We start from the raw sequence: 24,607 nt of genomic DNA on the forward strand, positions 1-24,607 counted from the left end.
GGGCGCCACCGTCTGGATCGTGGCCCTCCCCGTTTTACGTGAAACAGGAGTGGGGATACGGAAAACCCCCGCCGCAGTGTGACGGGGGTTCTCCACCGACCGCACGGGACGGTCAGAAACGCTGAATCAGAGGAATGCGGCGAGATCGGCCTCGAGGGCGGGCTTCGGCTTGGCGCCGATGACGGTCTTGACGACCTCGCCCTTCTGGTAGACCTTCATCGCCGGGATCGACGTGATCTGGTACTTCGCCGCCGTCTGCGGGTTCTCGTCGACGTTCAGCTTGACGATCTCGATCTTGTCGCCGTGCTCGGCCGAGATCTGGTCGAGGATCGGCCCGACCATGCGGCACGGGCCGCACCACTCGGCCCAGAAGTCGACCAGGACGGTCTTCTCGGAGTCCAGGACGTCGGACTGGAACGATGCGTCGGTGACGCTCTTCGCGGTGGACATGGTGTTTTCTCCTTCACGAGTCGGCGGCAGCCGGCTCCGGTGTGCGCTGACGGAACGGTCAGCGGGTGATGAGCTCGGCCCGGGGTGAGCCATCGGTGTGGGCGATGCCATCGGCGAGCGAGGCGAGGTAGTGCTCCGCGTCGAGGGCGGCAACCGTTCCGGATGCGGCGGCGGTGACGGCCTGACGGTAGGTCGGGTCGATCACGTCACCGGCGGCGAAGACGCCGGAAACGGAGGTCTGGGAGGAGCGGCCGACCACCGAGATAGTGCCCTCGGTGGTGAGGTCGAGCTTGCCGTGAACGATGTGCGTGCGCGGGTCGTTGCCGATCGCAATGAAGAGTCCGTCGAGGTCGAGGTGCGACTCGGTGCCGTCGACGGTGTCGCGAAGCTTCACGCCGTTGACATGACTCTCACCGGAGATCCCGGTCACTTCGGCGTTCCACATGAACTCGATCTTGTCGTTGTCGAAGGCGCGCTTCTGCATGACCTTCGACGCACGAAGCGAACTCTTGCGGTGGATGATGTAGACCTTCGCGGCATGCTTGGTGAGGAAGGTCGCTTCCTCCATCGCGGAGTCGCCTCCGCCGACCACCGCGATGGTCTTCCCCTTGAAGAAGAAACCATCGCAGGTCGCACACCAGGAGACACCGTGCCCCGAGAGGCGGTCCTCGTCGTGGAGCCCGAGCTTGCGATAGGCCGAGCCGGTCGCGACGACGACGGTCTTCGCCTCGATACTCTCGCCAGAGCCGAGGTGAATGGTCTTCACTTCGCCCTCGAGGTCGAGGGAGGTGACGTCGTCGTAGAAGGTCTCGGCCCCGAACTTCTCGGCCTGCGCCTGCATTGCGGTCATTAACTCGGGGCCCAGGATGCCATCGGGGAAGCCGGGGAAGTTCTCGACGTCGGTGGTGTTCATCAGATCGCCGCCGATCTCGACCGACGAGGCCACGACCACCGGGTGCAGGTCGGCGCGCGCCGCGTAGACGGCGGCGGTCCAGCCGGCAGGGCCGGATCCGATGATGACGATGTCGCGCACGGCAACTCCTCGTGGTCTGTATGAGCGGTGACGGGTGGGGCGAAGGCCGAGCACCGGAAGCCGATCGCTCGAATTTGTTCCGCGGCTCCGTGGCTACAACACATCCTAGGCTGGCGCTATTCCGCGGGGCTGAGGGCGGCGGCCACCCTGTCAGCTCCCGGGGAGGCTGCGCTCAAAAACCGGGGTTGACCAGGATATATCGCGAGAAGAGTCAGCGGCCCAGGCGTCGGAGGACCGGTGCGAGCAGAGCACGTAACTCCGGTACCCGCAGGAACCACAGGATCGCGAAGTACACCAGTGCCATCGCGGTACCGATCATCGCCATCGAGAGGAGCGGTTCGACGTAGTTCGAAACGGCGAAACCGCCCGGCCGCGTCCCTCCGAGAGCGACGAGGACGCCGTAGCCGACAGCCGCGGAGGGCCCTGCGGCGACGGCGAACTGCACGAGCCTGACCAGAATCCGCCTACCTCCCGTGCCGCCGAGCCGACGTCGCAGCAACAGCGCCGCCACCCCGGCCTGCACGCAGATGCTGAGCGAGGTAGCTGCGGCGATGCCGATCGCCACTCTGTCGGCGGGGAGACGCAACACCGCCAGGTAGCCCGCTACCGCCACGACGATCTGCACCAGCGTGAACAGGAACGGACGCGCTCCGTCGCTCAGGGCGTAGAAGGCACGCTGCATGATGGCGATCGAAGAGAACAGCGGGAGGGCGACCACGTAGGCCGTGGCGATCGCACCGATGGCCTGCGCATCGGCGAACGAGTCGGTGAAGACGGAGCCGAACGGCACGGCGACGACGATGATCGCTGCGGCGGCGAAGACCACCATCATCAGAACGAGCCGGAGCGACGTGGAGACGTCGGAGCGGAACTCCTTCATTTCGTCCCGGGCGGTGTGACCGCTCATTTTGGTGAAGTACGCCATGGCGATCGAGATGGTGATGACCGAGTGCGGGAGCATGAAGATCAGCCAGGCCTTCTGCAGCGCCGCGGCCGACGGTCCCTGACCGGTGACGGTGGAGGACACCTGGCTCTCCACGATTCCGGCACCGATCGTCAGCAGCACCGTGGCGAACGACCACAGCGACATCCGCCCGGCCGTGCCGAGATCGACGCCGCGGAAGCGGAAGTCCGGCCGGTAGCTGAGGCCGACCCTCCGCCAGAAGAGCATCAGGAAGAGCGACTGGACGACGATGCCGAGCGTCGCGCTGCCGGCGAGCAGAGCGACCATTGCCGGGGTCCACGATTCGACCGGCCGGTTCCCCTCCGGATCGGCGCCGAACAGCAGCATGAACACCAGGAGCCCGGCGATCACGACCACATTGTTCAGCACGGGCGCCCAGGTGAAGGGGCCGAATGAACCGCGAGCGTTGAGAACCTCGCCGAGGATCGTGAAAAGGCCGTAAAAGAAGACCTGCGGCAGGCACCAGAAGGCGAAGGCGACGGCCAGCTGGTACTGCTCCGGCAGGTAGCCGGGTGCGTAGAGGCGCGCGAGCAGGGGCGCGAGCAGGGTCGCCGCGACCGTGGTCACCAGCAAGAGTCCGAGTGCCAGAGTGAGCAGTCGGTTGATGTATCCGCGACCGCCGTCCGCGTCCAGTCCCGCTCGGACGATCTGCGGGACGAGCACAGCGTTGAGCGCACCGCCGGCGATGATCGAATAAATCGTGTTCGGCAGCAGGTTCGCGGTGGTGAAGGCGTCCGCGCTCGGTGCGACCGCGGCTCCAATGGTGTTCGCCAACACGATCGACATCACGAAGCCGAGGATCCGCGAGACGATCGTGCCGGAAGCGAGGACGGCGCTCGCGCGTCCGAGGGAGAAGCTAGCCACGCTGGTCCGATCGCTGGTCGTCGAAGCCGGGTTGGACCGCGAGCACGGCGTTCGGGTCCTCCTCGTCCTCTGGGGGGTCGCCTCGGCGGCGACGGCGGATGTTGCGGATGATGCCGAGCCCGAACACGACGACGAGCACGATCCCGATGACGAGGGTGCCGACGGTCTCCCAGTCGGCGCGAACGCTGGTCGTCATCCCGGTCGGAGTGCCGATCGGAACGCCCTCGGCCGAGGTGAGCTGCAGGCCGAGGTTCGTCTCGCCGTTGCCGACGCGGGCCTTCACCGGAATGAGGACGCGACCCTGCGAACGGGCGTCGATCGCGGTGGTCTCGATGGCGCCCTCATCGATGTCGAGGACGGCGTTCGAGGTGGAGGCCTGGATTCGGACAGCGACGGGCCACGGGAGCTGGTTGCGGACATAGACGGGGATGCTGGAGTCGCGGGAAACCTGCAGGATGCTGTCGGTCGCGTCGATGGAGACCAGCGAGAGCGTGGTGTCGGCGTGCTCGCGAGCCTTAGTCACGGCGTCGCGCCAGCCGCTACCGTCGCCGCGCCAGCTCACGGAGAGCAGCGCGAGCACGTCGTTGCGGCTCTTGCCGGCCAGCAGCTCAGGCTCTTGCAGCACCGACGAGAACGACTCGACCTCGGAGCCGGAGCCGAGCAGGTCGCGGACCTGGTCGATCCGGAGCGCCGACTCGGGCGAATCAATGATGCTCGCGCCCTGGGTGGCGGGGACGGCGAGGGCCGAGGCGAGGGTGCTCGCGCGCGACCACGGCAGCGAGTCGATCGCGTCAAGGGTCTCTGACAGGCGATCGGCACCGATCGCGGAGTCGCGGCCGAGGGTGAGCACCACCCCCGGTGCCTTGCCCTCCTTGTGCACCTCGGCGAGATCGGTGGCGATGACGGACAGGTGAGCGCGCCACTCGGTGTCATCCGCGGCGGTCGCGGCCGCATCGAAGGCCTCAGTCAGCCGGGAGTCGGCCACAACGAGGTCGGAGGCGCCGACGCTCGCCCGAGAGGTCGTGGTGATGTCCTCCGGTAGCAGGAGTGCGTCGGAGGGAACGACGGTCCGGTTCACTCCGCTGGCCGCGTAGACGTCGAGGTCGGATCCGCGGAGGGTGCCCTCGTCTGGCCAGGCGACGTTCCCGAGCGAGGTGCTCCAGTCGGAGGCGATCAGCGACTCGGCGCTCGGTCGCGCAGGCAGGTCCTCGGCGGGCTGGTCGGCGCCGGCCGCGGTGGTGGGGGAGGGAGTAGCGGTGCCGGGCGCTGCGGCGAACCGCCTGTTGTCGATCGCGTACGCGAAGGAGACGGGTGAGAGGAGTGTCGCGAGGCCTGCCTGCGCCTGTGCTGAGACGTCGGCATCGGCGTAGGGCAGGGCGAATCGCTCGTTCGGCGCGGACTGCAGGCGGTTAAGCCAGTCGAGGGCCGACGTCGGAGCGGAGCGGCCGAGGATGCGGATCGAGGCAAGGATGCGCGGGTCGACCCCGATCGTCACACCTTTTCCGGTGATCTCGTCGAGCTGGCGGGTCAAGGTTCCCGTGCTGTTCGTGTAGTCAGCGAGCGTCTCGGCCGACAGCAGGCCGTCGGCGGTGTCCGGGACGGTGAGCGGGACCAGGGCGCTGACGCCGGTCTCGCGTTCCGGGGCCGTGGCGTCGGTGAGTTCTACGGCCGTGCGGGCTGTCGAGACGACACCGCCTGGACCGGTGACAGTGACGAGGACGGCGTGAGTGCCGAGAGCAGTGCGGTCGTTCGAGAAGGGGATTTGATCGACCGGAACGGTGACGTTGGCCTCGGCGGTGCTCGAGGGCGGAAGGCCGAGCTGTGCGCCCGCCTGGACGGTGTCGGTGTCGTTGTCGGCCTCGGCGTCGAGCCAGGCGTGCAGCTCTGCGCGGGTATCGAGGGTGGCGTAGGAGAGAGCGACGCTCACGTCGGCGCCGTCGATCGCCTCGGTGGTGCTGTTACGTACGGCGATCGAGAGCTGGAGGTCCTGACCGGGACGCAGGAGTCCGTCCTGGCCGACTCCGGCCGTCGTGGTGACCCTGCCGAAGGCGGGCGCAGTGACGGCGGTCGAGACGTTCGGGGCTGCGAGCGCGGGAGAGGCGACGCCGGACAGGCCGATCGCGAGGGCGGCGGCACCTGCGGAACGGAGGAGGAACGCCGCCAGCGAGCGGAGGGAGAGGTCGCGCCGATGCATCGGTCTCACTCGGCCTCCATGAGGGTGATTCTACGGGCAGGCCCCCTTAGGGCAGGCGGCGCGCCCCCGGGAGTGCCCAGTGCTGATCGGTAACCGTATGACATGGTTATCGGAGGTCGCGACACTTGCCACGACTAGGATCGTGCGAATGCACAGCGTCCAGACCGCTCTCGAGACCCTCCGCACTCTCGCGGAGACACCGACCGTGGCGCGGCTGGCGGAGGCGTTCTCGGCTGAGGGGCACGAGCTGGCCCTCGTCGGGGGACCGGTGCGCGACGCCTTCCTCGGACACGGCGTGCACGACCTGGATTTCACCACCTCCGCTCGTCCCGACGAGATCCTGCGGATCGTCGCTCCGATCGCCGAGACGCACTGGGACATCGGTCGGGCGTTCGGCACGATCGGTGCGCGAGTATCGGGAGAGACGGTCGAGATCACGACCTATCGCAGCGACAGCTACGACGGTGTGAGCCGCAAGCCCGATGTCGAGTTCGGCGAGTCGCTCGAGGGAGATCTCGTGCGGCGCGACTTCACGGTGAACGCGATGGCGTTGCGGCTCCCCGAGGTGGTCCTGGTTGACCCGTCCGGAGGTGTCGAGGATCTGCTCGCCGAGCGGCTGCGCACCCCTTCCCCCGCCGACCTCTCCTTCGGCGACGACCCGCTCCGAATGCTCCGCGGGGCGCGCTTTACCTCGCAGCTCGGCTTCCGCACCACCGACGAGGTGGAGTGGGCGATGGCGGAACTCGCCGGCCGGATCCGGGACGTCTCGGCGGAGCGTGTGCAGGAGGAGCTGCGCAAGCTCCTCGCGACATCCTCGCCGCGCGCCGGCCTGGAGCTGCTGGTCGACACCGGTTTGGCCGGTTACTTTCTCCCGGAGCTGCCCGCTCTGCGCCTGGAACAGGACGAACACCACCACCACAAGGATGTCTACACCCATAGCCTCACCGTGCTGGAGCAGGCGATCTCGCTGGAGCAGTCGCGGAACCCGGGCGCCGCTCCGGACGTCGTACTGCGGCTCGCGGCACTCCTGCACGATGTCGGCAAGCCGGCCACCCGGCGTCTCGAGGCCGGCGGCGCAGTGAGCTTCCACCACCACGACCTGGTCGGCGCCAAGCTCACGGTGAAGCGGATGCGCGCGCTCAAGTTCGACAACCAGACGACGAAGGAGGTCGCTCGGCTGATCGAGCTGCACCTGCGGTTCTTCGGGTACACGGACGGCGCGTGGACCGATTCCGCGGTGCGCCGTTACGTCACTGACGCGGGACCCCTGCTCGATCGGCTGCATATCCTCACTCGCGCCGACGTGACCACACGCAACCGCCGGAAGGCCGAGCGGCTCGCGCACGCCTACGACGATCTCGAGGCGCGGATCGCGGAGCTCGCCGAGAAGGAGGAGCTGGCCTCGAAGCGGCCCGATCTCGATGGCACGCGGATCATGGAGATCCTTGGCCTGGCTCCGGGACCCGAGGTGGGTCAGGCGTACCGGTTCCTGCTCGAGCTGCGGCTGGAGGAGGGCCCGCTCGGCGAGGAGGCCGCGACGCAGCGGCTCCGCGAATGGTGGGCGTCGCGCTGAGGCGCAGAAGCCTCGGCCCGTGATCGGCCCGGCGCGTCGTGGCGGTCCTGGTAGTAGTCTGCTCAGGTTGTCCACGACCAGACGCACTCGCGTCCGCGGGAGTGGGCAGATGCTACATACCCTCCTGTCACGGAAATACCGTGGCCGTTCAGTCCGAAGGAGGTGGGTTAGTGACGCATCAGTACGAAATCATGGTCATCCTGGACCCCGAGATTGATGAGCGCACCGTCGCTCCGAGTCTCGACAAGTTCCTCAACGTCATCCGCACCGATGGTGGATCCGTCGACAAGGTCGATGTCTGGGGCCGCCGTCGTCTGGCGTACGAGATTAACAAGAAGTCCGAGGGCATTTACGCCGTCGTCGACTTCACGTCGACCTCCGCCGCCGCGAACGAACTCGACCGTCAGCTGAAGCTGTCCGAGGCCGTCATGCGCACCAAGGTGCTGCGGGCCGAAGAGGGCATCGCTCAGGTCGCGGCTGCCGCGAAGCTCGCCGACGAGAAGGCCGCCCGCAAGGCGGCCAAGGCCTCGGCCGCTCCCAAGGCATAGCGCTCATGGCTGGCGAGACGATCATCACCGTGGTAGGGAACCTCACCGCCGACCCCGAGCTGCGCTACACGCAGGGCGGGCTCGCGGTCGCGAACTTCACCATCGCCTCCACGCCGCGCACCTTCGACCGTCAGGCGAACGACTGGAAGGACGGCGAAGCGCTGTTCCTCCGTGCCTCCGTCTGGCGCGAGTTCGCCGAGAACGTCGCGGGAACGCTGACCAAGGGGAGCCGTGTCGTCGCGACCGGCCGCTTGAAGCAGCGCTCCTACGAGACGAAGGAAGGCGAGAAGCGCACCAGCATCGAGCTCGAGATCGACGAGATCGGGCCCTCGCTGCGCTACGCGACCGCGCAGGTCACGCGCGCCTCCGGTGGAGGCGGACGCGGCCAGGCCGGTGGCGGCCAGGGCAATGGCGGTCAGATCGGCGGCGGCCAGGGCGGCTTCGGCGGCGGCAACCAGGGGGGCTCCGGCACTGCGGGCGGCAACCGTGGTGGCCAGGCCGAGGAGCCGTGGGCGCCCAGCGCTCCCGCTGGTGGCGACGTGTGGAGCACGCCCGGCAGCTACAACGATGAGACGCCGTTCTGAGCCTCGGCTCGAACGCTCTCCTCACCTGAATCACGCCTCCCCCGCACCGCGATCACTCGCGGCGGACCAGGGGCGAACCAGAATCTAAGGAAACCACTATGGCTGGAAAGAGCAGCGGCGACCGCCGCAAGCCGATCCGCGGCAAGGGCGCGAAGAACGCGGCCCCCGCGAAGTCGGTCCGCGTGGGTGTCATCGACTACAAGGACGTCGCGACCCTCCGCAAGTTCATCTCGGAGCGCGGGAAGATCCGCGCCCGTCGTATCACCGGCGTCTCCGTTCAGGAGCAGCGCCTCATCGCCCGTGCCGTCAAGAACGCCCGCGAGATGGCGCTCCTGCCCTACGCCGGCAGCGGAAGGTAGGTAACGGTATGTCCAAGGTCATCCTGACCCACGAGGTCGACGGGCTCGGCTCCGCTGGCGATGTCGTCGACGTGAAGAACGGGTTCGCCCGCAACTACCTCATCCCCCAGGGCTTCGGCGTCGCGTGGACTCGCGGTGGCGAGAAGCAGGTCGAGCAGATCAAGTCGGCGCGAGCCGCTCGTGAGCACAAGACCATCGAAGAGGCTCAGCACACCAAGCAGGTCCTCGAGGCCAACCGCGTGAAGCTGACGGTCAAGGCCGGCAAGGACGGCCGTCTGTTCGGCTCGGTGAAGACCTCCGACATCGCGAACGCGGTGGCAGCGGCTGGATTCGGTGAGCTCGACAAGCGCAAGATCGTGATCGCGAACGCGATCAAGCACGTCGGCGAGCACGAGGCCGTGGTGCGTCTGCGCGACGACATCCAGGCCACCGTGAAGCTGCAGGTGGTCGCGGCCAAGTAAGGCCGCGAGAACGCCGCGGAGGGCGGTGCGAGAGGACTCACGGGTCCTCCCGCACCGCCCTCCGTCGTTCCTGTTGTCCACAGCTCCATCCACATACACCCTCCGGCGGGACCAACCTTCACGGTGGTCTTGAGACTCTTTTCTCCACACAGCCGTGGAAAGCAGGAAAAGACTGGTCAGAGGCAAGAAAATACTTCCCGAAAGCGTTGATTTCCACAGGGTTGTGCACATGTTGCCCACAGCGGGCACGGCGTTTCTCCTCGGTTCTGCACAGCTCCCTCCACAGGGCGGTTTGCATGCCGCGGCTAGCGGTCCGTAGGGTTGCGCAGCGCCCCGCGAGGGGTGCGCGCAGGCGCCCGTGCGCCGCTGTCGGAGGTCGCTGGTAGACCGGAGCCGACACCCGTTCATCCGGACGCGCAGCACCGACAGGAGGAGGCGAAGGCATGACGATCGCGCACCTGGCGGTACCCGGCTCGGACGGACGCGACGGACGCGGCGAGTCCCGCGGCAACGAGCGCACTCCTCCGCACGACCTTCTCGCCGAGCAATCGGCTCTCGGCGGAATGCTGCTCTCGAAGGACGCGGTCGCCGACGTCGTCGAGAGCGTCAAGGGCACGGACTTCTACATCCCCAAGCACGAAATCGTGTTCGACGCGATCCTCGCCCTCTACTCGCACGGTGAGCCGACCGACGTCATCGCGGTGACCGACGAACTCACCAAGCAGGGCGAACTCCAGCGGGCCGGCGGCGCCGACTACCTGCACACGCTCACCTCGATGGTGCCGACCGCCGCGAACGCGGGCTACTACGCTTCCATCGTCGCCGAGCGGGCACTGCTGCGCCGTCTCGTCGAGGCGGGCACCCGAATCGCGCAGATGGGCTACCAGGGCGAGGGTGAGGTGCTCGATCTCGTCAACTCGGCGCAGGCCGAGATTTACAACGTCACCGGGTCCGAGACGGCGGAGGACTACGTCCCGCTGACCGACGCGGTAACAGTGGCAATTGATGAGATCGAGGCGGCCGCGCACAAGGACGGTGCCTTCACGGGTGTGCCCACCGGCTTCGCCGACCTCGACGACCTGACCAACGGCTTCCACCCCGGGCAGATGATCATCGTCGCCGCGCGACCCGCGCTCGGTAAGTCAACGCTCGCGCTCGACTTCGCCCGCGCCGCCGCGATCAAGCACGACATGGCCACAATCTTTTTCTCGCTCGAGATGGGGCGCAGCGAGATCGCGATGCGCCTGCTCTCGGCCGAGGCCTCGGTGCCTTTGCAGCACATGCGTAAGGGCACGGTCGACCAGCGCGACTGGACGACCATCGCCTCCACCCGCGGCCGGATCAACGACGCGCCCCTGTACATCGACGACTCGCCCAACATGACATTGGTGGAGATCCGCGCGAAGTGCCGCCGGCTCAAGCAGCGCGTCGGCCTCAAGATGGTCGTCATTGATTACCTCCAGCTGATGACCTCGGGGAAGAAGGTCGAGAGTCGCCAGCAGGAGGTCTCGGAGTTCTCGCGTGCGCTCAAGCTGCTCGCCAAGGAGCTGCAGGTGCCGGTCATCGCCCTCTCGCAGTTGAACCGTGGCCCCGAGCAGCGCGCCGACAAGCTCCCCGCGATCTCGGACCTGCGCGAGTCGGGCTCGATCGAGCAGGACGCCGACATGGTGATCCTCCTGCACCGCGAGAGCGCCTACGAGAAGGACAACCCGCGTGCGGGCGAGGCCGACCTCATCGTCGCGAAGCACCGCAACGGCCCGACCCGAACGGTGACGGTCGGCTTCCACGGCCACTTCTCCCGCTTCGCCGACATCCCGGCGGTCTGACGCTCCCACGATCAGGGGGCTGAGTTGGAGGGCGACGCCGACGTTCCAACTGGGTTAGGTCGGTCCGCCCGAATTCCAACTCCAGGCCTCGGTCTGTTGTAGCGTCGATTCATGGATCAGCATCATTTCGCCGACTCGCCCTTCGGGAGCCCGACTCGGGAACCAGGGAACAAGTGGGCGTTCACGTACTACCTGCCGAAGCATCTGCCCCGCGCCCTCGATCTCTCCGCGGAGGTGGTGTCGGCCCTGTCGGAGGCTGACGCGGCCCTGGGCCATCTTCAGGGCCTCGGGACGCTCATCACCGATCCGGGGCAACTTGTCGGGCCCTACCTGCGGAGAGAGGCTCTGGCGAGTTCCCGCATCGAGGGGACCCAGGCGTCCCTCTCGGACGTCTTCCAGTCCGAAATCGACGAGGACTCGCGGAACGACGACACGGCCGAGGTCCACCGGTACCTCGAAGCGACGCACCAGGCGTACGAGCTGGCGAAGACCCTTCCCCTCACCCAGCGGCTGATCCTCGCCGTACACGCGACGCTCCTCACAGGAGTGCGAGGCGAGGAGAAGAACCCGGGCGAGTTCCGGACGTCGCCGGTCTGGGTCGGGCACGCAGGCGCGACGCCGGAGACCGCGACCTTCGTTCCTCCTCTGCCGGTTCACCTCGGCGATCTGCTCGCCGACTGGGAGCGTTTCGTGAACGACGACGGACGGCACCTTCCTGCCTTAATCCAGGCGGGCCTCATGCATTATCAGTTCGAGACGATCCACCCCTTTCTCGACGGCAACGGGCGGATCGGTCGTCTGCTCATCAACCTGCTCCTCCTGGAACGGAGGAGACTTCCCCTGCCCCTCCTGTACCTCTCCCACTTCTTCGAGACCCACCGCGAGGAGTACTACGAGCGCTTGCAGGCCGTCCGCGAGACCGGCGACGTGGAGGGCTGGCTGACGTTCTTCCTCGGAGCGGTCCGTGCACAGTCGGACGATGCGGTCGCACGTTCCCAGGAGCTCATCCGGATCCGCGAGCGCTACTACGAGGAGGCGATCAAGGAGAGGTCGAGCCTGCCTCGACTCGTGGAAATCATCGTGCGCAATCCGTTCGTGACGGTCCGGCACGTTCAGGTCCGTCTCGACATCACGAACCAGGGCGCCAGGAACCTCATCCGCAATGCCGAAGGCCGCGGATGGCTTCGATCGCTGGGTACGCACGGCCGTGGGGGCAAGGAGCGCTGGTACTCGCCGGACATCTTCCAGGTGATGGAGCTGCCGATGGCCTACGACGCCGCCGTTCTTTCTCCGATCGGTCGCTCGTGAACGCTCAGGAGCCGCCACAGGACGTCCCGCTGGGCGGAGGGTCGATCCGGCTGGGGCAGTTCTTGAAGCTCGCGGGGATCCTCTCGGGCGGCGAGGCCAAGGAGGCGGTCGCTGAGGGGTTGGTGACGGTGAACGGCGAGGTCGACCTGCGCCGCGGTCGCCAGCTCGCGGTCGGCGACGTCGTCGGATTCGACCGGAACCGCTTCCGCGTTAGCGAGTGATGCGCGGGCGGCGCCAGCCCGCGGACGTGGGTCTGCTGGTGAGACACCGCTCGGGCGCCGGTGCATCGGCGTGTTGAGCGGCGGCTCGGCGCACACTGGCTCCTGGACATCCCGGGACGACAGGAGACGCGCATGCAGCTCGGCATTCACTTCATGAACTTCACCCTTCCCGGAGGGAGCCCGGGGATCGCGCCGATCCTCGCGAAGACCGCGCGGACGGCCGAGGACATCGGCTGCGCCTGGTTCACGCTGATGGACCACTACTTCCAGATGGAACACTTCGCGACCAGCGAGGATCCGATGCTCGAGGGCTACACCGCGCTCGGCTTCGTCGCCGGGCGGACGGAGCGGATGCGGCTGGGGCTGCTGGTCACCGGCGTGACGTATCGGCATCCGGGCCTGCTGGCGAAGATCGTCACCACCCTCGACGTGCTCTCCGGCGGGCGGGCGATGCTGGGCATCGGGGCGGCCTGGTACGAGCGCGAGCACCTCGGACTCGGCGTTCCGTACCCGCCGCTCAAGGAGCGATTCGAGCGGCTGGAGGAGACACTGCGGATCTGCCGTCAGATGTGGAGCGAGGACGACGGGCCGTTCGAGGGCACCCACTACCGGTTGGCGGAGACGCTGAACCACCCGGTGCCGATCCAGCAGCCGGGCCCGCCGATCCTGATCGGCGGCGGCGGGGAGCGGAAGACGTTACGCCTCGTCGCCCAGTACGGCGACGCCTGCAACCTGTTCGGCACCGGCGCGGATGACGTGGCGCACAAGCTCGACGTGCTGAAGCGGCACTGCGACGAGCTCGGCCGCGACTACGCGGCGATCACGAGGACCATCACCGGCGGCGGCGATCCGATCGGCGACCCCGACGGCTTCGTGCGGGCGATGGAGCAGTATGCGGCGCTCGGGATCGACCATGTGCAGCTCGCGCCGGCCGGACCCGACCCGGAGGCGTACGTCGCCCGGCTGGGCGAGGGAGTGATCGAGCGGGTCGCCGCGCTCGGCTGAGCGACCGCGCGCCCGTGCCGGTTCGTCGGCGACCGCGAGTGCTGCCGTTCAGCGCCGCTGTTCCGTGCTGCCGTTCGGCGCTGCTGTTCAGAGGGCGATCAGGTCCTCGAGGAGGAGACGGGCGGTGTCGCTAGTCGAGGCACCGCGGGTGCGCGCCTTCGCGCGGAGCAACTCCCCTGCGGTTTCGATACCGACGCCACTGCGGTGAGCGATCATCCCCTTGGCCTGCTCGATGACGATGCGGGAGTCGAGCGCGTGCTGGAACTGCTCGAGAGCCAGGGTGTCGACTCGGGTGGTCCGCTCATGAACAAGGGCGATGGTGGCGACATCCGCGATGGTCTGCGCTGCCAACATCTCGGAGGCGTCGAGATCGCCCGCGGCCGCCCGGAAGATCCCGAGGGCTCCGATCGTCCTGCCGGCGAGGCGGAGGGGGATCGAGTGCGCCGACTGGAATTCGCGGTCCAGCGCAGCCTCTGCGAAGTGTGGCCACCGGGCGCTTGTCTCAGCGAAACTGCCTTCGGTGACGACCGCGCCGGTGCGCATCGTCTCGGCGAGGGGGCTGTCGCCCGGGGGGAGCTGCAGCATGTCGATGAGATGCGGTCGTTCGTCGGTCGAGGCGATCACGACAGGTTTGCCGTGCCCGTCGATGAGCACGATGCCCACGTCGTCGGCGTCGAGAAGGTTCGAGCACCGGTCGACGAGGTCGTGCAAGAGGTCGATCGCGTCGAATGCGTCGACCAGTGTGGTGGTGACGGTAATCAGGGTGTCCAGCAGCATCTGCGCTCGGTCAGGGACGGCCCCATCATCACATCTTACGTCTGCTTCAGATCGAGGATCCGACGGGACATGTCGAGCATTCTGCGGGCAGAGAGGTGGACGACGGAGGCGAGAACGTCGTCACGTCCTCGTCCGAGAGGCGGAGCGCGAACGCGGAAGGCGCTGTATCCCGCCGCGTGCCAGCAGCGATCAGCCGAGGGAGAGCGGAGACATCTGGACTGGCCGCGGGATAAGGAGAGGGGAAGGTGACGAATAATCGCGCCGGCATCCTACAATTGGCGACAGGGAAACTCTTTCGTCCCGCCTTATCCCGACAGCCTTTCCTCTGCATACTCGTCAGATGTCGCCCGTCGTCGCCGTCGGGTAGCGTTAAACACCAATCCGAGGAATCGACGAGTGCACGGTTGGTTGGCAGAACGGAGTGTTCCAGCATGGAATGCTGCCCCATCATAAGCAGTCGAGACATGAGGAGCACGCCTGCGGATGTCCGCGGGTACAGCCGTGATCGACGCCCTCTTCACAGCGGTGACATCGGGGGTCGATCTCATGCACGATGAGTTCTCCGGAAGGATCATCACGACACACACAGAACTCGCGTCGAGCCTCACCGTCAAGGAGAGCCGGATTCCGCGAGAAGTCCATTCGCTCGAGGGGCGCGAGGCGCACGGGTGGTTTGACTCGTGGGGGGCGCGCATTGTGCCCAGCGGCCCTCTCGCGATTCGAACCGAGGTCTTCGATGCGCCGGGGATGACCCTGATCCGCATCTGGCACACCGCGGCGCAGATCATCCCCACGTCGGACTCGCGCTCAACGGCACTGCTCCCTCTCGGCGGTCAACTTCGTGTTCTGACCGAGGACGGCCGGCAGATCGGGGATCTCACTCGCGGGCAGCTGGGACTCGCGGGGAAAGACGCCTCCTACAGTCTTCACGCCTCGGCTCCGGTGAGTTGGATGGGCGTCAAGATGGCGGGGCGCGTCGGTGCCGGCGCGGTAGCGGATCGCGAGACTGTCGTCCTGCGGGATCCCGACCAGCTCCCGCTGGTCGCCGTGTCGATGATCAACTCCCTCTTCGCCCATCCGGAAGCGCTGGACTCGGCGTCCCTGGCGCACCTGAGGACTGCACTGCTCGAAGTGCTGGGCAGCGCAGCGGTGAGTGCGCGTCATCATCAGGTGCAGTAGGCGACGGGGTTCCTTATCAGTCAGATCGGAGCCTCGCCGGCGGAGGCGCTGCTCATCATGCGTCTTTACGCGGTCCGCCACTCCCTCTCCCTCACCGAGGTCGCGGTCGAGGTCGTCGCTCGGCGTCTCGACCTCTCCGGCGAGTCGGGGCCTCACGGCTTCCGGCCCGGACGAGTCGGAGGGCGGGCGCGGGCTCAGCGCTGGGTGCTCTTGTACCCGCAGGTGATCCTTGCGTCGCCCGCCGCCACGCTGTCCTCGGCCGGGCCGAGGGCGGTCACGGTACCCAACCGTGCTGGGTCGGCGGCGGCCGCGCAGAAAGACTGCGTGTCGGCCTCACTGCCGGTCGCCGTGGTCGCCGTGGTGGCCGGGACGACGACGAGGTCTGAAGCGCTGTCGCGGCCCGCGGGCACCCGGGTGTCGCCCTCCTGGGAGAAGCAGTCGCCGACCTCGACCACCGCGCCGACGGACTCCGTCGCCCGTGGCCCGCCGAGAAAGCCTGGCTGGACGAAGGGTCGGCGGATCCCACAAGATGGGCGGTGCTGACGCGCCGATCGTACGGAGTATTCGCGTGAGGTGCGCAAGTCCACCGCCACATCCCGCCACGTCCGGTGATTCGCAGCTTGCACTTGAGAATCTGTCGGAATGAATGACTCCGAAACAACATTCCGGACGCCTCCGACTCAGGAGCGCGCGCAACAGACCGTCGACCGGATGCTGGACGCCACGCGGGTGCTTCTGTTGGAGAACCGGGGCGCTTGGCCGACGACCGCTGCCGTGGCGCAGCGAGCGGGCGTCTCGATCGGCATCCTCTACCGCTACTTCCGGGGCCAGCGTGACCTCGTCACCACGTCGCGTCGAGAAGATCCGGTCGCCGTGGCGCACACGGCGCTCGTCCGGGCGGCAGGGATGGCTGCATCCGCACCCGCCTCCGATCAGCGCAGCAAGCGGCAGGCTGTCGCCGCGCTGAACGACTTCATCGCGGCTCTCGCGGATGAGCCGGACGCTGTGCGCAGCGCCGAGCTCTACGAGTAGGAGGCCGGAACCCGAACAGAGCCGACCCGACGAGAGGCGATTTGAACGCCCCGGGTTGTCTTCGCGCACGGCTGAGACAACCCGGGCCCCCCTTCCTGCAACCACCCGAGAGCACGAGCGCTCTCGCTCCTGCTCGCGGAGAGCGCCGCGGCTCTGGGCCTTGCGCCGCGCCTGTGCGAGAACGGCCGAGCCGCGACGGTCGGACGGATTGCGCCACGGCATCGAAGAGCGCGCCGCAGCGGCCGGATCCTCTTCTTTTTGATCCGTCTCTTCTCGCCCTTCCGAGAAGGCGCGGCTGGGCAAGGCTGCCCTCCTTCTCCCCGCCATTCCGCGGATGACACGAGGAGTGATCCCGACGATCCATCGATTGCTCCACGAATCAGGCACATTACCCCGGCGATTGCCGCCGAAAGAGGCGGGCGTTGCCGGATTCGGCATTTGACAGAGCGGAGTCGCCAGGGTGTAAGCACACTCATTACGGCACCTGCTCCATGCGGCTGTCGATCGCTCGTTGTCATTCGAGACGATGAGAGAGAGGACTTCTGCATGCCCGCTGAGACACCGCGGTACAAATACTCGCTCCGGGGACAAGACGCCCTGGCCTGGCTCGCCGAACGGGAGATGTGCGGCGAGGAGGTCGGCGACTCCGAAATCCGGCTGGTCGCCGACGAGATCGTCCTCCCCGACCTCCGGATGGCCCGCCTCTGGCACACTGCCGCCTCCTACACCATCGCCCGGACATCGCAGTCGGCCCTGCTGCTGCTCCAGATCGAGGGGACGTGCACGATCGACTCCGACGAGTGGAACGAGCCGGCCGAGCTCGGACCAGGAGACGCCGCCGTCCTCCCGGGCGGGACCCGCTTCGGCCTCTCCTCGGAGTCCACGACCGCCCGGTACGAACTCGACTACGAACTCGAGGTCCTCCCGCCCGCTGCCCGCGAGGAGTTGGCGCAGGGGAGGATCCTCGTCGCTCCCGCGAGGGAATACCGGGACGCGGTCGCCGCGACCTCGAACGCGGCCCTCAACTCCGGCATGAGCCTGCGCGATGCCGGGTTCTCGGACTTCGCGGCGGGAGTGCGACACCTGATGACGGCGCTCCTGCTGCAGGCGCTCGAGACCTCGAGCCCCTGGCTGCTGACCTCGACCAGCGCTCTGCACCGCAACGCGATGCGCGTCATCGCGGCGCGAGCGGCCGACCCCGGCTTCGATATCGAATCGCTGGCGGCGGCCGTCAGGACCTCCCCGCGCAACCTCCGGCATGTGTTCGCTCAGGCCGGAACGACGGCGAAGGTGGCGCTCACGGCGGAGCGGGTGCGGCTCGCGCGGCAGCAGCTGGCACGTCGGGCGGAGGGGCGCTCCCTCACGCGCGCCGAGGTCGCGCGCCTCTCCGGATTCAGGGACGTGCGGGCGCTACGGCGGGCGGTCGCGAAGCAGGTGGACGAGGGGTTGGCGGAGGAGCCCGCCACCCGCCGGGAGACCGGGGCGCGCTGAGGGGCGCGGCGTCGATCTGGCGCGTTGCCCTTCGCCGGCCGAGCTCGGGGCGTCGCTCGCCCGATGGTCGGTCCGGCGCACAGACGCGATCAGCCTCGGTTGTGAACGCGGTCAGGCGGCGACGCGCGCGTTCGCCTGCGCGAGCAACGCGACCGAGCGCAGCCGCGCCTCCGTCCGCAGCGGCGCGTGGGCGACGATGACCTCATCGGCGTCGGCGGAGCGGGCGAAGTCGGCAGCGTAGTCGGCCACCTGGTCGCCTGTGCCGACACCGGTGTAGGTGGTCATGCTCGCGACGTGGGCGCCGATCGGGGCGCTGAGCAGGGCGTCGAGTTCCTCGTCGTCGAAGGTCTGGCCAAGCGGGATCTGCGCGCTCTGGCGCAGCAGCATCACGAGGCGGGCCCGCTTCATCTGCGTGAACTGCTCCTGCGCGTCCTCTTCGGTGTCCGAGGCGATGGCGTTCATCCCGGCGATGACGTAGGGGGCGTCGAGCTGCTCGGAGGGGCGGAAGCCGCGGCGGTAGTCGGCGACGGCCTGGTGCAGTGCATCCGGAGCGAAATGCGAGGCGAACGCGTAGGGCAGGCCGAGTGCGGCGGCGAGCTGCGCGCCGACGAGCGATGAGCCGAGGATGTAGAGGGGGACGCGGGTGCCGGCGCCGGGGGTCGCGCGCACGCCGGGGATACGGGACTCGCCGGCGAGGAATGCCTGCAGTTCGAGCACGTCCTGCGGGAAACGCTCGGAGGAGTCTGGGTCGCGGCGAAGCGCGCAGACGGTGGCCTGGTCACTGCCGGGCGCGCGGCCGAGCCCCAAGTCGATCCGGCCGGGGTGCAGGGTCTCGAGGGTACCGAACTGCTCGGCGATGGTGAGCGGAGCGTGGTTCGGGAGCATGACTCCGCCGGAGCCGAGGCGGATGCTGGACGTCTGCGAGGCGACGTGGGCGATCAGCACCGAGGTCGCGCTCGAGGCGATGCTCGCCATGTTGTGGTGCTCGGCGTACCAGACGCGGCGGTAGCCGTTCCGCTCGGCCTCCTGGGCCAGGGCGACGGAGGCGGCGAAGCTGTCGCGAGCGGTCTCACCGGGGGCGATGGGGGCAAGGTCGAGGATGGAGAGGGGAACGCTCATACGGAGGGGAACGCCCGCGACAGCGCCGGTGTTCCCGTCGCGAGCGTCGTCCTCAGGCGTCGGGGATGTCGCGGCCGTACTCCGCGAGCGTGACGGCCTCGGGCTCCGGTCCGCCGCGCACTCCGGCCTCGAGGGCGTCGATGCGGGCGAGCTCGGAGCCGGAGAGCGAGAAGTCGAAGACGTCGATGTTCTCGGCGATCCGCTCGGGTCTGGTCGATTTCGGGATGACCTGGCGTCCCTCCTGCAGGTGCCAGCGCAGCATGACCTGCGCCGCCGTCTTGCCATACTTGGCGCCGAGCTCGAGGAGGACCGGGTCGTCGAAGCTGCGGCGCGGGGAGTCGCGGTAGGCGGTGATGCCGCCGAGCGGCGACCAGGCCTGGGTGAGGATGTCGTTCTCGCAGCCAAAGCGCTCGACGCGCCGCTGCTGGAAGTACGGGTGCACCTCCAGCTGGTTGACGGCGGGCACGACGTCGGTCTCGGCGAGCAGGCGGGTGAGGTGCTCGAGCATGAAGTTGCTCACCCCGATCGCCCGGACCCGCCCGTCGGCGAGCAGCGTCTCGAGGGCCCGATAGGCGTCGAGGGTGCGCTCGAAGGCCTCGGGTAGGGCCTGGTGCAGGATCAGCAGGTCGATCCGTTCGACGCCGAGCTTGGCCGCGCTCGTCTCGAAGGCGTGCAGAGTCCGGTCGTAGCCGTAGTCGCTGATCCACACCTTCGTCTCGACGAAGACGTCGTCGCGGCCGGCGATCGCCTCGCCCACCTCGCGTTCGTTGCCGTAGGCCGCTGCTGTGTCGATGTGCCGGTATCCCGCGTCGAGCGCGGCCGCGACGGCGGCGCGGGTCTCGTCGGGCGGAGTCTGGAAGACGCCGAGTCCGAGGGCGGGGATCTCGACACCATTGTGGAGAGTGAACGTGTCCATGCGCCCACGCTACGTCCGCGGGCATCGAGTCGCGCGACAATCCGCGCGATGCTCCCTCGGGGGACTCGGACGGGGGCCCTCGGTCCTCGATCGGCAGGACCACTTGTGTCCCGGCCCGCGTCGCCCGGGGTCAGCTGGGAACGCCGGCTCTCTGCGACGCCGTGCGATGAAAGATGACCGCTCAGCGCCCGTGGATCGCGCCGCCGGGCGGCCGCTCGCCCCGGCGAGCGTTCAGGTCTGCAGGCTGAGTGGGAGTCGACGATCATCGAACGCCCGCTGAACGATGGGTCGCCGGACGAGCTGCTCGGGCGTGGTGGTTGTTCACGTTCGCGCGTCAGTGCGATTACGAGACCCGGGTAAACCTGCGACCGTCGGTGGACGCCGCGGATCATGTCGAGGAACGTGATCGAACGGGACAAGACCCAGAGCCTCCCAGTCCCACTCAGCTCGCGGCGGCTGCCGAGCGGGGGCCCTCGGCGCTCGCCTCGCGGTCGAAGCGGTCGCGGAAAGGGCATGACCCTTGGCCTCGAGGTCTGCAACCGCTACGAGACCAACGTCATCAACACCGCGGCGGACGCTCTGCGCCTCGCCGACGACATCGGTGCCGACAACGTCCTGATCCACCTCGTCACGTACCACATGAACATCGAGGAGGACGACTACTTCCGCCCGGTGCTGCTGGTCGGGGATCGTCTCGGATATGTCCACATCGGCGAGAACCACCGCGGCTATCTCGGCAGCGGCCACCTCGATGTCACGAGCTTCTTCCACGCCCTGGCCGCGATCGACTACCGCGGGCCGATCACCGTCGAGTCCTTCTCGTCGGTCGTCGTCTCGCCGACCCTCTCCAGTGACCTCGCCGTGTGGCGGAACCTGTGGAACGACGGGCCGGCGCTCGCCCGCCACGCCCGCGGGGTCCTGGTGAACGCGCTGGAGAGCAGCCGTGGCGAAGCCTGAGGGGGAGGTCGCCGCGGATGTGGAGCCGCTCGGCGTGGGATCCTCGGGCGTGGAATCCTCGGGCGTCAAATCTCCGGGCGTCGAATCTCCGGGCGTCAATGAGCTGGCCCGGCGCGCTCTCGCCCTGACCGGACCGGGCCGCCGCGCGGTCGTCGCGATCGCCGGCAGCCCCGGCGCGGGCAAGACCACACTCGCCCGCGCCGTCGTCGCCCGCGCGAACGAGCTCGCGGGGGAGGGGACCGCCGCGTTCGTGCCGATGGACGGCTTTCACCTCGCCAATGCGACACTGGACGAGCTCGGCCGCCACGATCGCAAGGGTGCCCTCGATACGTTCGACGGCTGGGGCTTCCTCGCCCTGGTCCGGCGACTGCGGGCCGAGACCGACCAGGTGGTCTACGCGCCCACCTTCGACCGCGCGGTCGACGAGGGGGTGGCCGGCGCGCTGGCCGTGCACCCCTCGGCCGCGCTGGTGGTGCTGGAGGGCAACTACGTTCTGGTGGACGAGGGCCCGTGGGCGCTGCTGCGTGCCGAATTCGACGAAGCCTGGTTCTGCGCAACGCCCGAGGCCGAGCGCTTCGAGCGACTGGTCGACCGGCACGTCTCGTTCGGCCGGGCTCCGGAAGCGGCGTCCGCCTGGGCGTCTGAGGTCGACGGCGCGAATGCGCTACTCATCGAAGCCACCCGTGGCCGCGCCGATCTGATCGTGTCGGGGACGGCGGCGGGCATCGTCTAACGCACAACGTCAGCTGAGAGTGCCCGTCATCCACGATGGTGGATGAGGAGGCGTCTCAGCTGACGTTGTGCGGCGTCCGTGCGGGAGACGATGACCTTGCCGTCCTTGGGGTGGGTGTAGATGTTGTTGCCGGCGGGCTCGCCGATCGGTGTCGACGCCGAGGGGACGGCCGCGTAGATGCTCTCGTTGCCGTCCCTCCGATACGCGACTCCGTTCTTGACGTAGGTCGTGATGTCCTGAGAGGCCGTCGAATTACTCGACCGGTTGAAGTAGTGAATCGCCGAATCTGTTCCCGAGATGATGACCGTGACCGAGGTCCGATCGCCCGCGTCTCAGGACAGCCGGGTCAGCAGGCCGGGCCGATCCAGGCATACTGCTCACCCTTCGCGGAGGCGTAAAGACTTCCTTCCAGCGCGCCACCGGACGTCTGCGCGGTCAGCGCTCCGCTGTTGACCGACCGGTAGACGATCCCGTCGTCGGCGAGGACATAAATGTAGAGACTGCCCGCATTCTCACGGGTGATCTGCTTCGCCTTGACGCCCTTCGGTAGGCCCGTCAGAGCGCTTCCCTGGTTGTAGGGGACTCCGGCGGTACTGATGTAGGCGAATTGCTCGCCGCCGGACGAGGCGTACAGGCTTCCGTCGAGAGCGGTCGTGTCGGAGCCGTCATCCGCCTTCGCCTTCGTGACTGCGGTGAGGTCCGAGCTGTTGATCGAGCGGTAGATGATCCCGTCATCGCCCTGGACGTAGATGTACAGGGTGTCGGTATTCTCGCGAGTGATCCGCGTCGCCTTCACTCCCTTGGGGAGACCGTTCATCGCCGACGCCTGGTTGTAGGGGACGCCGTCCTCCGACACGTAGGCGAACTGCTGACCGGACGCGGAGGCGTAGAGACTGCCCTTCTTGGCCTTGACACTCGTCACTGCCGTGAGAGCCGAGCTGTTCTTCGAGCGGTAGATGAGTCCGTCGTCACCGAGCACGTAGATGTACAGGTTGTCACCCGCGTTCTCGCGCGTGATCTGGGCCGCCTTGACGCCCTTCGGTAGGCCCGTCAGAGCGCTTCCCTGGTTGTAGGGGACTCCGGCGGTACTGATGTAGGCGAACTGCTCGCCCTGAGCCGAGGCGTAGAGGCTGCCTGCCAGGGCGGTCGTGTCGGAGCCGTCGTCGGACGTCTTCTTCGTCACGGCGGTGAGGGCTGCACTGTTGATCGAGCGGTAGATGAGGCCGTCATCTCCTCGGACGTAGATGTACAGGCTGCCGCCCGCGTTCTCGCGGGTGATCTGGGTCGCTTTGACTCCGCTCGGGAGGCCGGTCACCCGAGTGCCGTTACTGAAGGGCGTGCCGGGGGTCTCCGTGGCCGCTGCGACCGGAGCACTCGTGCTGAGGCTTTCGGAGGATGCGGAGAAGGAACTATTGCCTCCCTTGGCGGGGACTGCGATGTCCGGAAGCGAGATCAGGCCTTCCGCATTGGTGGTGCCGCTGTAGGTGGTTGTTCCGCCTCTGAAGGTGTAACCGTCTTTCAGGGTGACGGTGATGGTTTTACCCGAATCGGCGGTGGTGCCGTCGGTCGTGCGCTTGACCTGGACTCCGGTGATGGTGCCGCAGGCTTTCCCGGAGTAGGAGGACTTGGTGAATTTCAGGGTCGGTGTTCCGGATGCGGCGGCGGCAGGAGTAGCGAAAGACATCGCGATGACGGGGACGCTCCAGGCGGTCCCTTCGACAAGGGTTCTGCGGTGGACGCCATCGGCTGCGGGAATGCTCCAGCCGTCGTCGATACGGATGGTGCGGGGGATGCGGTCGTTCACGGTGCCTCCAGAGGCTGATCGGGATGTGGACGGGCCTCATCGTTCTGCGGCGCGGCACCCGTGCAGAAGCGCGGGCGGCACGGTGTGGAAATTCCGTCCGGGAACTCTGGAAGTCGGGTCCTCTGAGCTGGCCGGTTCTCGACACTGATGGCTTGGCCTCTCTCAGCGCACCGCCCTCGTCCCTCCCCCCGGATGTCCATGTCGCGGAGGCTGTCTCGGCGACCCGCCGAAGCGATTCCTCCGACCGGGGCGTGGTCGCCGAGGGGGTGGTGGCGCGCGAGTGGCTGGCGCGGCACGGCGTCGTCGTCACGGTCGGCGGGGGCGCCTGCGGTTGTTCGCCGATGCGGTCGGTTCGGAGGAGCTGGTGCTGAGGCGGATGTGGCACACCGGTCGCGAGGTGCGTCGCCGGGGACGTCCCGGTGGTGCCGTCGTGAGTCTGCTCGTGGAGGGAGTGCTGACCGTGTGCGATGGCGCAGGGGTGGAGCGGGCGGTGGAGACCGGCGGAGGGCTGGTCCTCTGGTCCGACTCCGCGGTGACCGCGACCAGCGAGGGGCGCTGCGGAACGATCGAGGTCGCCGTGGGCAGGCAGGTGCTCGAGCGGTTTTTCGCCTGGACCGACGTCGGCGTCACCCTCATCCCTGCGGGGGTGGCCACGGCGCGGATCCTCCTCGCCGCGGTCAGCACGGCGTTGACCGGACCCGTGCAGCCGCGGGATCCGGCGTGGCCTCTGATCGGCGACATGATGGGCAGCGGGGTCGGCGCCCTCTTGGCCGAGATCGGCCCACCGATCAGCCCGTCCGCGCCGGCAACGGCCGTGCGACTCCTGCGGCGCGCCCACGCGGTCATCGAGCGCCACTGCGGCAACGCCGCGTTCGACGTGCGCGCTCTGGCGTCCGAGCTCTCGGTGTCAGTGGCGTCGCTCTACTCCGCCTTCTCACATTTACCGCAGACCCCCGCTCAGGCCGTCCGGGCTGCGAGGGTGCGCGCCGCGAATCGGATGCTGGACTTCCGCCCCACGGCGACCGCTGCGGATCAGGAGGCGGTGGCCGAGCTGGCGGGTTTCATCTCGGCGGAGGCGATGTCGAGGGCGATCCGGACGGAGGCACGGAGACGGCGACCGTGACCACCGTCAGGCCGCCCCCCGGGGCGCACTGCCACTGCGCGCCCGCATCCTCAACCCCTCCGTGCTTCCGGCTGCGGGCCCGCGCT

General features: G+C 68.0%; 24 protein-coding genes. 15 read left to right on the forward strand and 9 right to left on the reverse strand.

Translation table 11 applies throughout. The annotated features are described in order from the left end of the window. Positions 1–126: 126 nt before the first annotated feature. The 4 genes from trxA to C1O28_RS13695 form a co-directional block, all read right to left on the reverse strand. Positions 127–450, reverse strand: a complete 324-nt coding sequence (trxA, locus tag C1O28_RS13680) for a thioredoxin (protein WP_097166736.1) — start codon at positions 448–450, stop codon at positions 127–129. Positions 451–508: 58 nt separating this feature from the next. After that, positions 509–1,483 carry a thioredoxin-disulfide reductase gene (gene trxB / locus C1O28_RS13685; protein ID WP_097166737.1) on the reverse strand — a complete coding sequence of 325 codons (975 nt, stop codon included), beginning with the start codon at positions 1,481–1,483 and terminating at the stop codon, positions 509–511. Positions 1,484–1,694: 211 nt separating this feature from the next. Beyond that, positions 1,695–3,311 (reverse strand): murein biosynthesis integral membrane protein MurJ, encoded by a 1,617-nt coding sequence (gene murJ / locus C1O28_RS13690; RefSeq protein ID WP_097166738.1) that lies wholly within the window; start codon positions 3,309–3,311, stop codon positions 1,695–1,697. Next, entirely contained in the window at positions 3,304–5,505 is a 2,202-nt protein-coding gene (locus C1O28_RS13695) for a DUF6049 family protein (RefSeq protein WP_097166739.1), read from the reverse strand. The genes murJ and C1O28_RS13695 overlap by 8 nt, the downstream gene beginning before the upstream one ends. 148 nt (positions 5,506–5,653) lie before the next feature. Between C1O28_RS13695 and C1O28_RS13700 the strand changes: the two genes are divergently transcribed. The 9 genes from C1O28_RS13700 to C1O28_RS13740 all read left to right on the forward strand — a co-directional run bounded on the left by C1O28_RS13700 (position 5,654) and on the right by C1O28_RS13740 (position 13,390). Further along, positions 5,654–7,078: a CCA tRNA nucleotidyltransferase gene (locus C1O28_RS13700; RefSeq protein WP_097166740.1), complete on the forward strand. Its 1,425-nt coding sequence runs from the start codon at positions 5,654–5,656 to the stop codon at positions 7,076–7,078. A 170-nt stretch (positions 7,079–7,248) separates the two neighbouring features. Next, a complete protein-coding gene (rpsF, locus tag C1O28_RS13705; RefSeq protein ID WP_097166741.1) occupies positions 7,249–7,626 on the forward strand; it encodes a 30S ribosomal protein S6 in 378 nt (125 codons plus the stop codon). Positions 7,627–7,631: 5 nt separating this feature from the next. Then, a complete protein-coding gene (locus tag C1O28_RS13710; protein WP_097166742.1) occupies positions 7,632–8,210 on the forward strand; it encodes a single-stranded DNA-binding protein in 579 nt (192 codons plus the stop codon). A 98-nt stretch (positions 8,211–8,308) separates the two neighbouring features. After that, positions 8,309–8,569: a 30S ribosomal protein S18 gene (rpsR, locus tag C1O28_RS13715; RefSeq protein ID WP_055784551.1), complete on the forward strand. Its 261-nt coding sequence runs from the start codon at positions 8,309–8,311 to the stop codon at positions 8,567–8,569. Positions 8,570–8,577: 8 nt separating this feature from the next. After that, the gene (rplI, locus tag C1O28_RS13720; protein ID WP_068256710.1) at positions 8,578–9,030 is read left to right on the forward strand and encodes a 50S ribosomal protein L9; all 453 of its coding nucleotides are present in this window, start codon (positions 8,578–8,580) and stop codon (positions 9,028–9,030) included. Between the two features lie 443 nt (positions 9,031–9,473). Then, on the forward strand, positions 9,474–10,856 hold the full coding sequence (gene dnaB, locus C1O28_RS13725; RefSeq protein WP_097166743.1) for a replicative DNA helicase: 1,383 nt from the start codon (positions 9,474–9,476) through the stop codon (positions 10,854–10,856). 111 nt (positions 10,857–10,967) lie between these two features. Further along, complete coding sequence (locus C1O28_RS13730; protein WP_097166744.1) at positions 10,968–12,164, forward strand: Fic family protein; 1,197 nt, start codon at positions 10,968–10,970, stop codon at positions 12,162–12,164. Continuing rightward, positions 12,161–12,385 (forward strand): RNA-binding S4 domain-containing protein, encoded by a 225-nt coding sequence (locus C1O28_RS15335; RefSeq protein ID WP_165770570.1) that lies wholly within the window; start codon positions 12,161–12,163, stop codon positions 12,383–12,385. Before C1O28_RS13730 ends, C1O28_RS15335 begins: the two co-directional genes overlap by 4 nt. Positions 12,386–12,517: 132 nt before the next feature. Continuing rightward, a complete protein-coding gene (locus C1O28_RS13740; RefSeq protein WP_097166745.1) occupies positions 12,518–13,390 on the forward strand; it encodes an LLM class F420-dependent oxidoreductase in 873 nt (290 codons plus the stop codon). A gap of 87 nt (positions 13,391–13,477) precedes the next feature. Here C1O28_RS13740 and C1O28_RS13745 read toward each other — a convergent pair whose 3' ends face one another. Then, positions 13,478–14,167: a GAF and ANTAR domain-containing protein gene (locus tag C1O28_RS13745; RefSeq protein ID WP_097166746.1), complete on the reverse strand. Its 690-nt coding sequence runs from the start codon at positions 14,165–14,167 to the stop codon at positions 13,478–13,480. Between the two features lie 483 nt (positions 14,168–14,650). Here C1O28_RS13745 and C1O28_RS13750 point away from each other — a divergent pair, with 483 nt between their 5' ends. Next, complete coding sequence (locus C1O28_RS13750; protein WP_097166747.1) at positions 14,651–15,346, forward strand: hypothetical protein; 696 nt, start codon at positions 14,651–14,653, stop codon at positions 15,344–15,346. Positions 15,347–15,540: 194 nt separating this feature from the next. On the opposite strand, the gene C1O28_RS13755 is transcribed toward C1O28_RS13750, so the two are convergent. Continuing rightward, entirely contained in the window at positions 15,541–15,801 is a 261-nt protein-coding gene (locus C1O28_RS13755) for a hypothetical protein (RefSeq protein ID WP_097166748.1), read from the reverse strand. A 187-nt stretch (positions 15,802–15,988) separates the two neighbouring features. On the opposite strand from C1O28_RS13755, the gene C1O28_RS13760 reads away from it, so the two are divergent. Both C1O28_RS13760 and C1O28_RS13765 read left to right on the forward strand, forming a co-directional pair. Further along, a complete protein-coding gene (locus tag C1O28_RS13760) occupies positions 15,989–16,378 on the forward strand; it encodes a TetR/AcrR family transcriptional regulator (RefSeq protein WP_097166749.1) in 390 nt (129 codons plus the stop codon). A gap of 546 nt (positions 16,379–16,924) precedes the next feature. After that, positions 16,925–17,869, forward strand: a complete 945-nt coding sequence (locus tag C1O28_RS13765; RefSeq protein WP_097166750.1) for a helix-turn-helix domain-containing protein — start codon at positions 16,925–16,927, stop codon at positions 17,867–17,869. 111 nt (positions 17,870–17,980) lie between these two features. Here the strand turns inward: C1O28_RS13765 and C1O28_RS13770 are convergent, their stop codons facing one another. Next, the gene (locus tag C1O28_RS13770) at positions 17,981–18,988 is read right to left on the reverse strand and encodes an LLM class flavin-dependent oxidoreductase (RefSeq protein WP_097166751.1); all 1,008 of its coding nucleotides are present in this window, start codon (positions 18,986–18,988) and stop codon (positions 17,981–17,983) included. Positions 18,989–19,040: 52 nt separating this feature from the next. Beyond that, entirely contained in the window at positions 19,041–19,904 is an 864-nt protein-coding gene (locus C1O28_RS13775) for an aldo/keto reductase (protein WP_097166752.1), read from the reverse strand. 513 nt (positions 19,905–20,417) lie between these two features. Between C1O28_RS13775 and C1O28_RS13780 the strand changes: the two genes are divergently transcribed. Continuing rightward, positions 20,418–20,861: a TIM barrel protein gene (locus tag C1O28_RS13780; protein WP_202129519.1), complete on the forward strand. Its 444-nt coding sequence runs from the start codon at positions 20,418–20,420 to the stop codon at positions 20,859–20,861. 49 nt (positions 20,862–20,910) lie between these two features. Further along, on the forward strand, positions 20,911–21,594 hold the full coding sequence (locus C1O28_RS13785) for a nucleoside/nucleotide kinase family protein (protein WP_097166906.1): 684 nt from the start codon (positions 20,911–20,913) through the stop codon (positions 21,592–21,594). 346 nt (positions 21,595–21,940) lie between these two features. Here C1O28_RS13785 and C1O28_RS13790 read toward each other — a convergent pair whose 3' ends face one another. Beyond that, a complete protein-coding gene (locus tag C1O28_RS13790) occupies positions 21,941–23,398 on the reverse strand; it encodes a hypothetical protein (protein ID WP_097166753.1) in 1,458 nt (485 codons plus the stop codon). 430 nt (positions 23,399–23,828) lie between these two features. On the opposite strand from C1O28_RS13790, the gene C1O28_RS13795 reads away from it, so the two are divergent. Further along, positions 23,829–24,521, forward strand: a complete 693-nt coding sequence (locus tag C1O28_RS13795) for a hypothetical protein (protein WP_127821539.1) — start codon at positions 23,829–23,831, stop codon at positions 24,519–24,521. The last annotated feature ends 86 nt before the right edge of the window (positions 24,522–24,607 follow it).

Source organism: Rathayibacter rathayi, from assembly GCF_004011095.1.
GTDB lineage: Bacteria > Actinomycetota > Actinomycetes > Actinomycetales > Microbacteriaceae > Rathayibacter > Rathayibacter rathayi.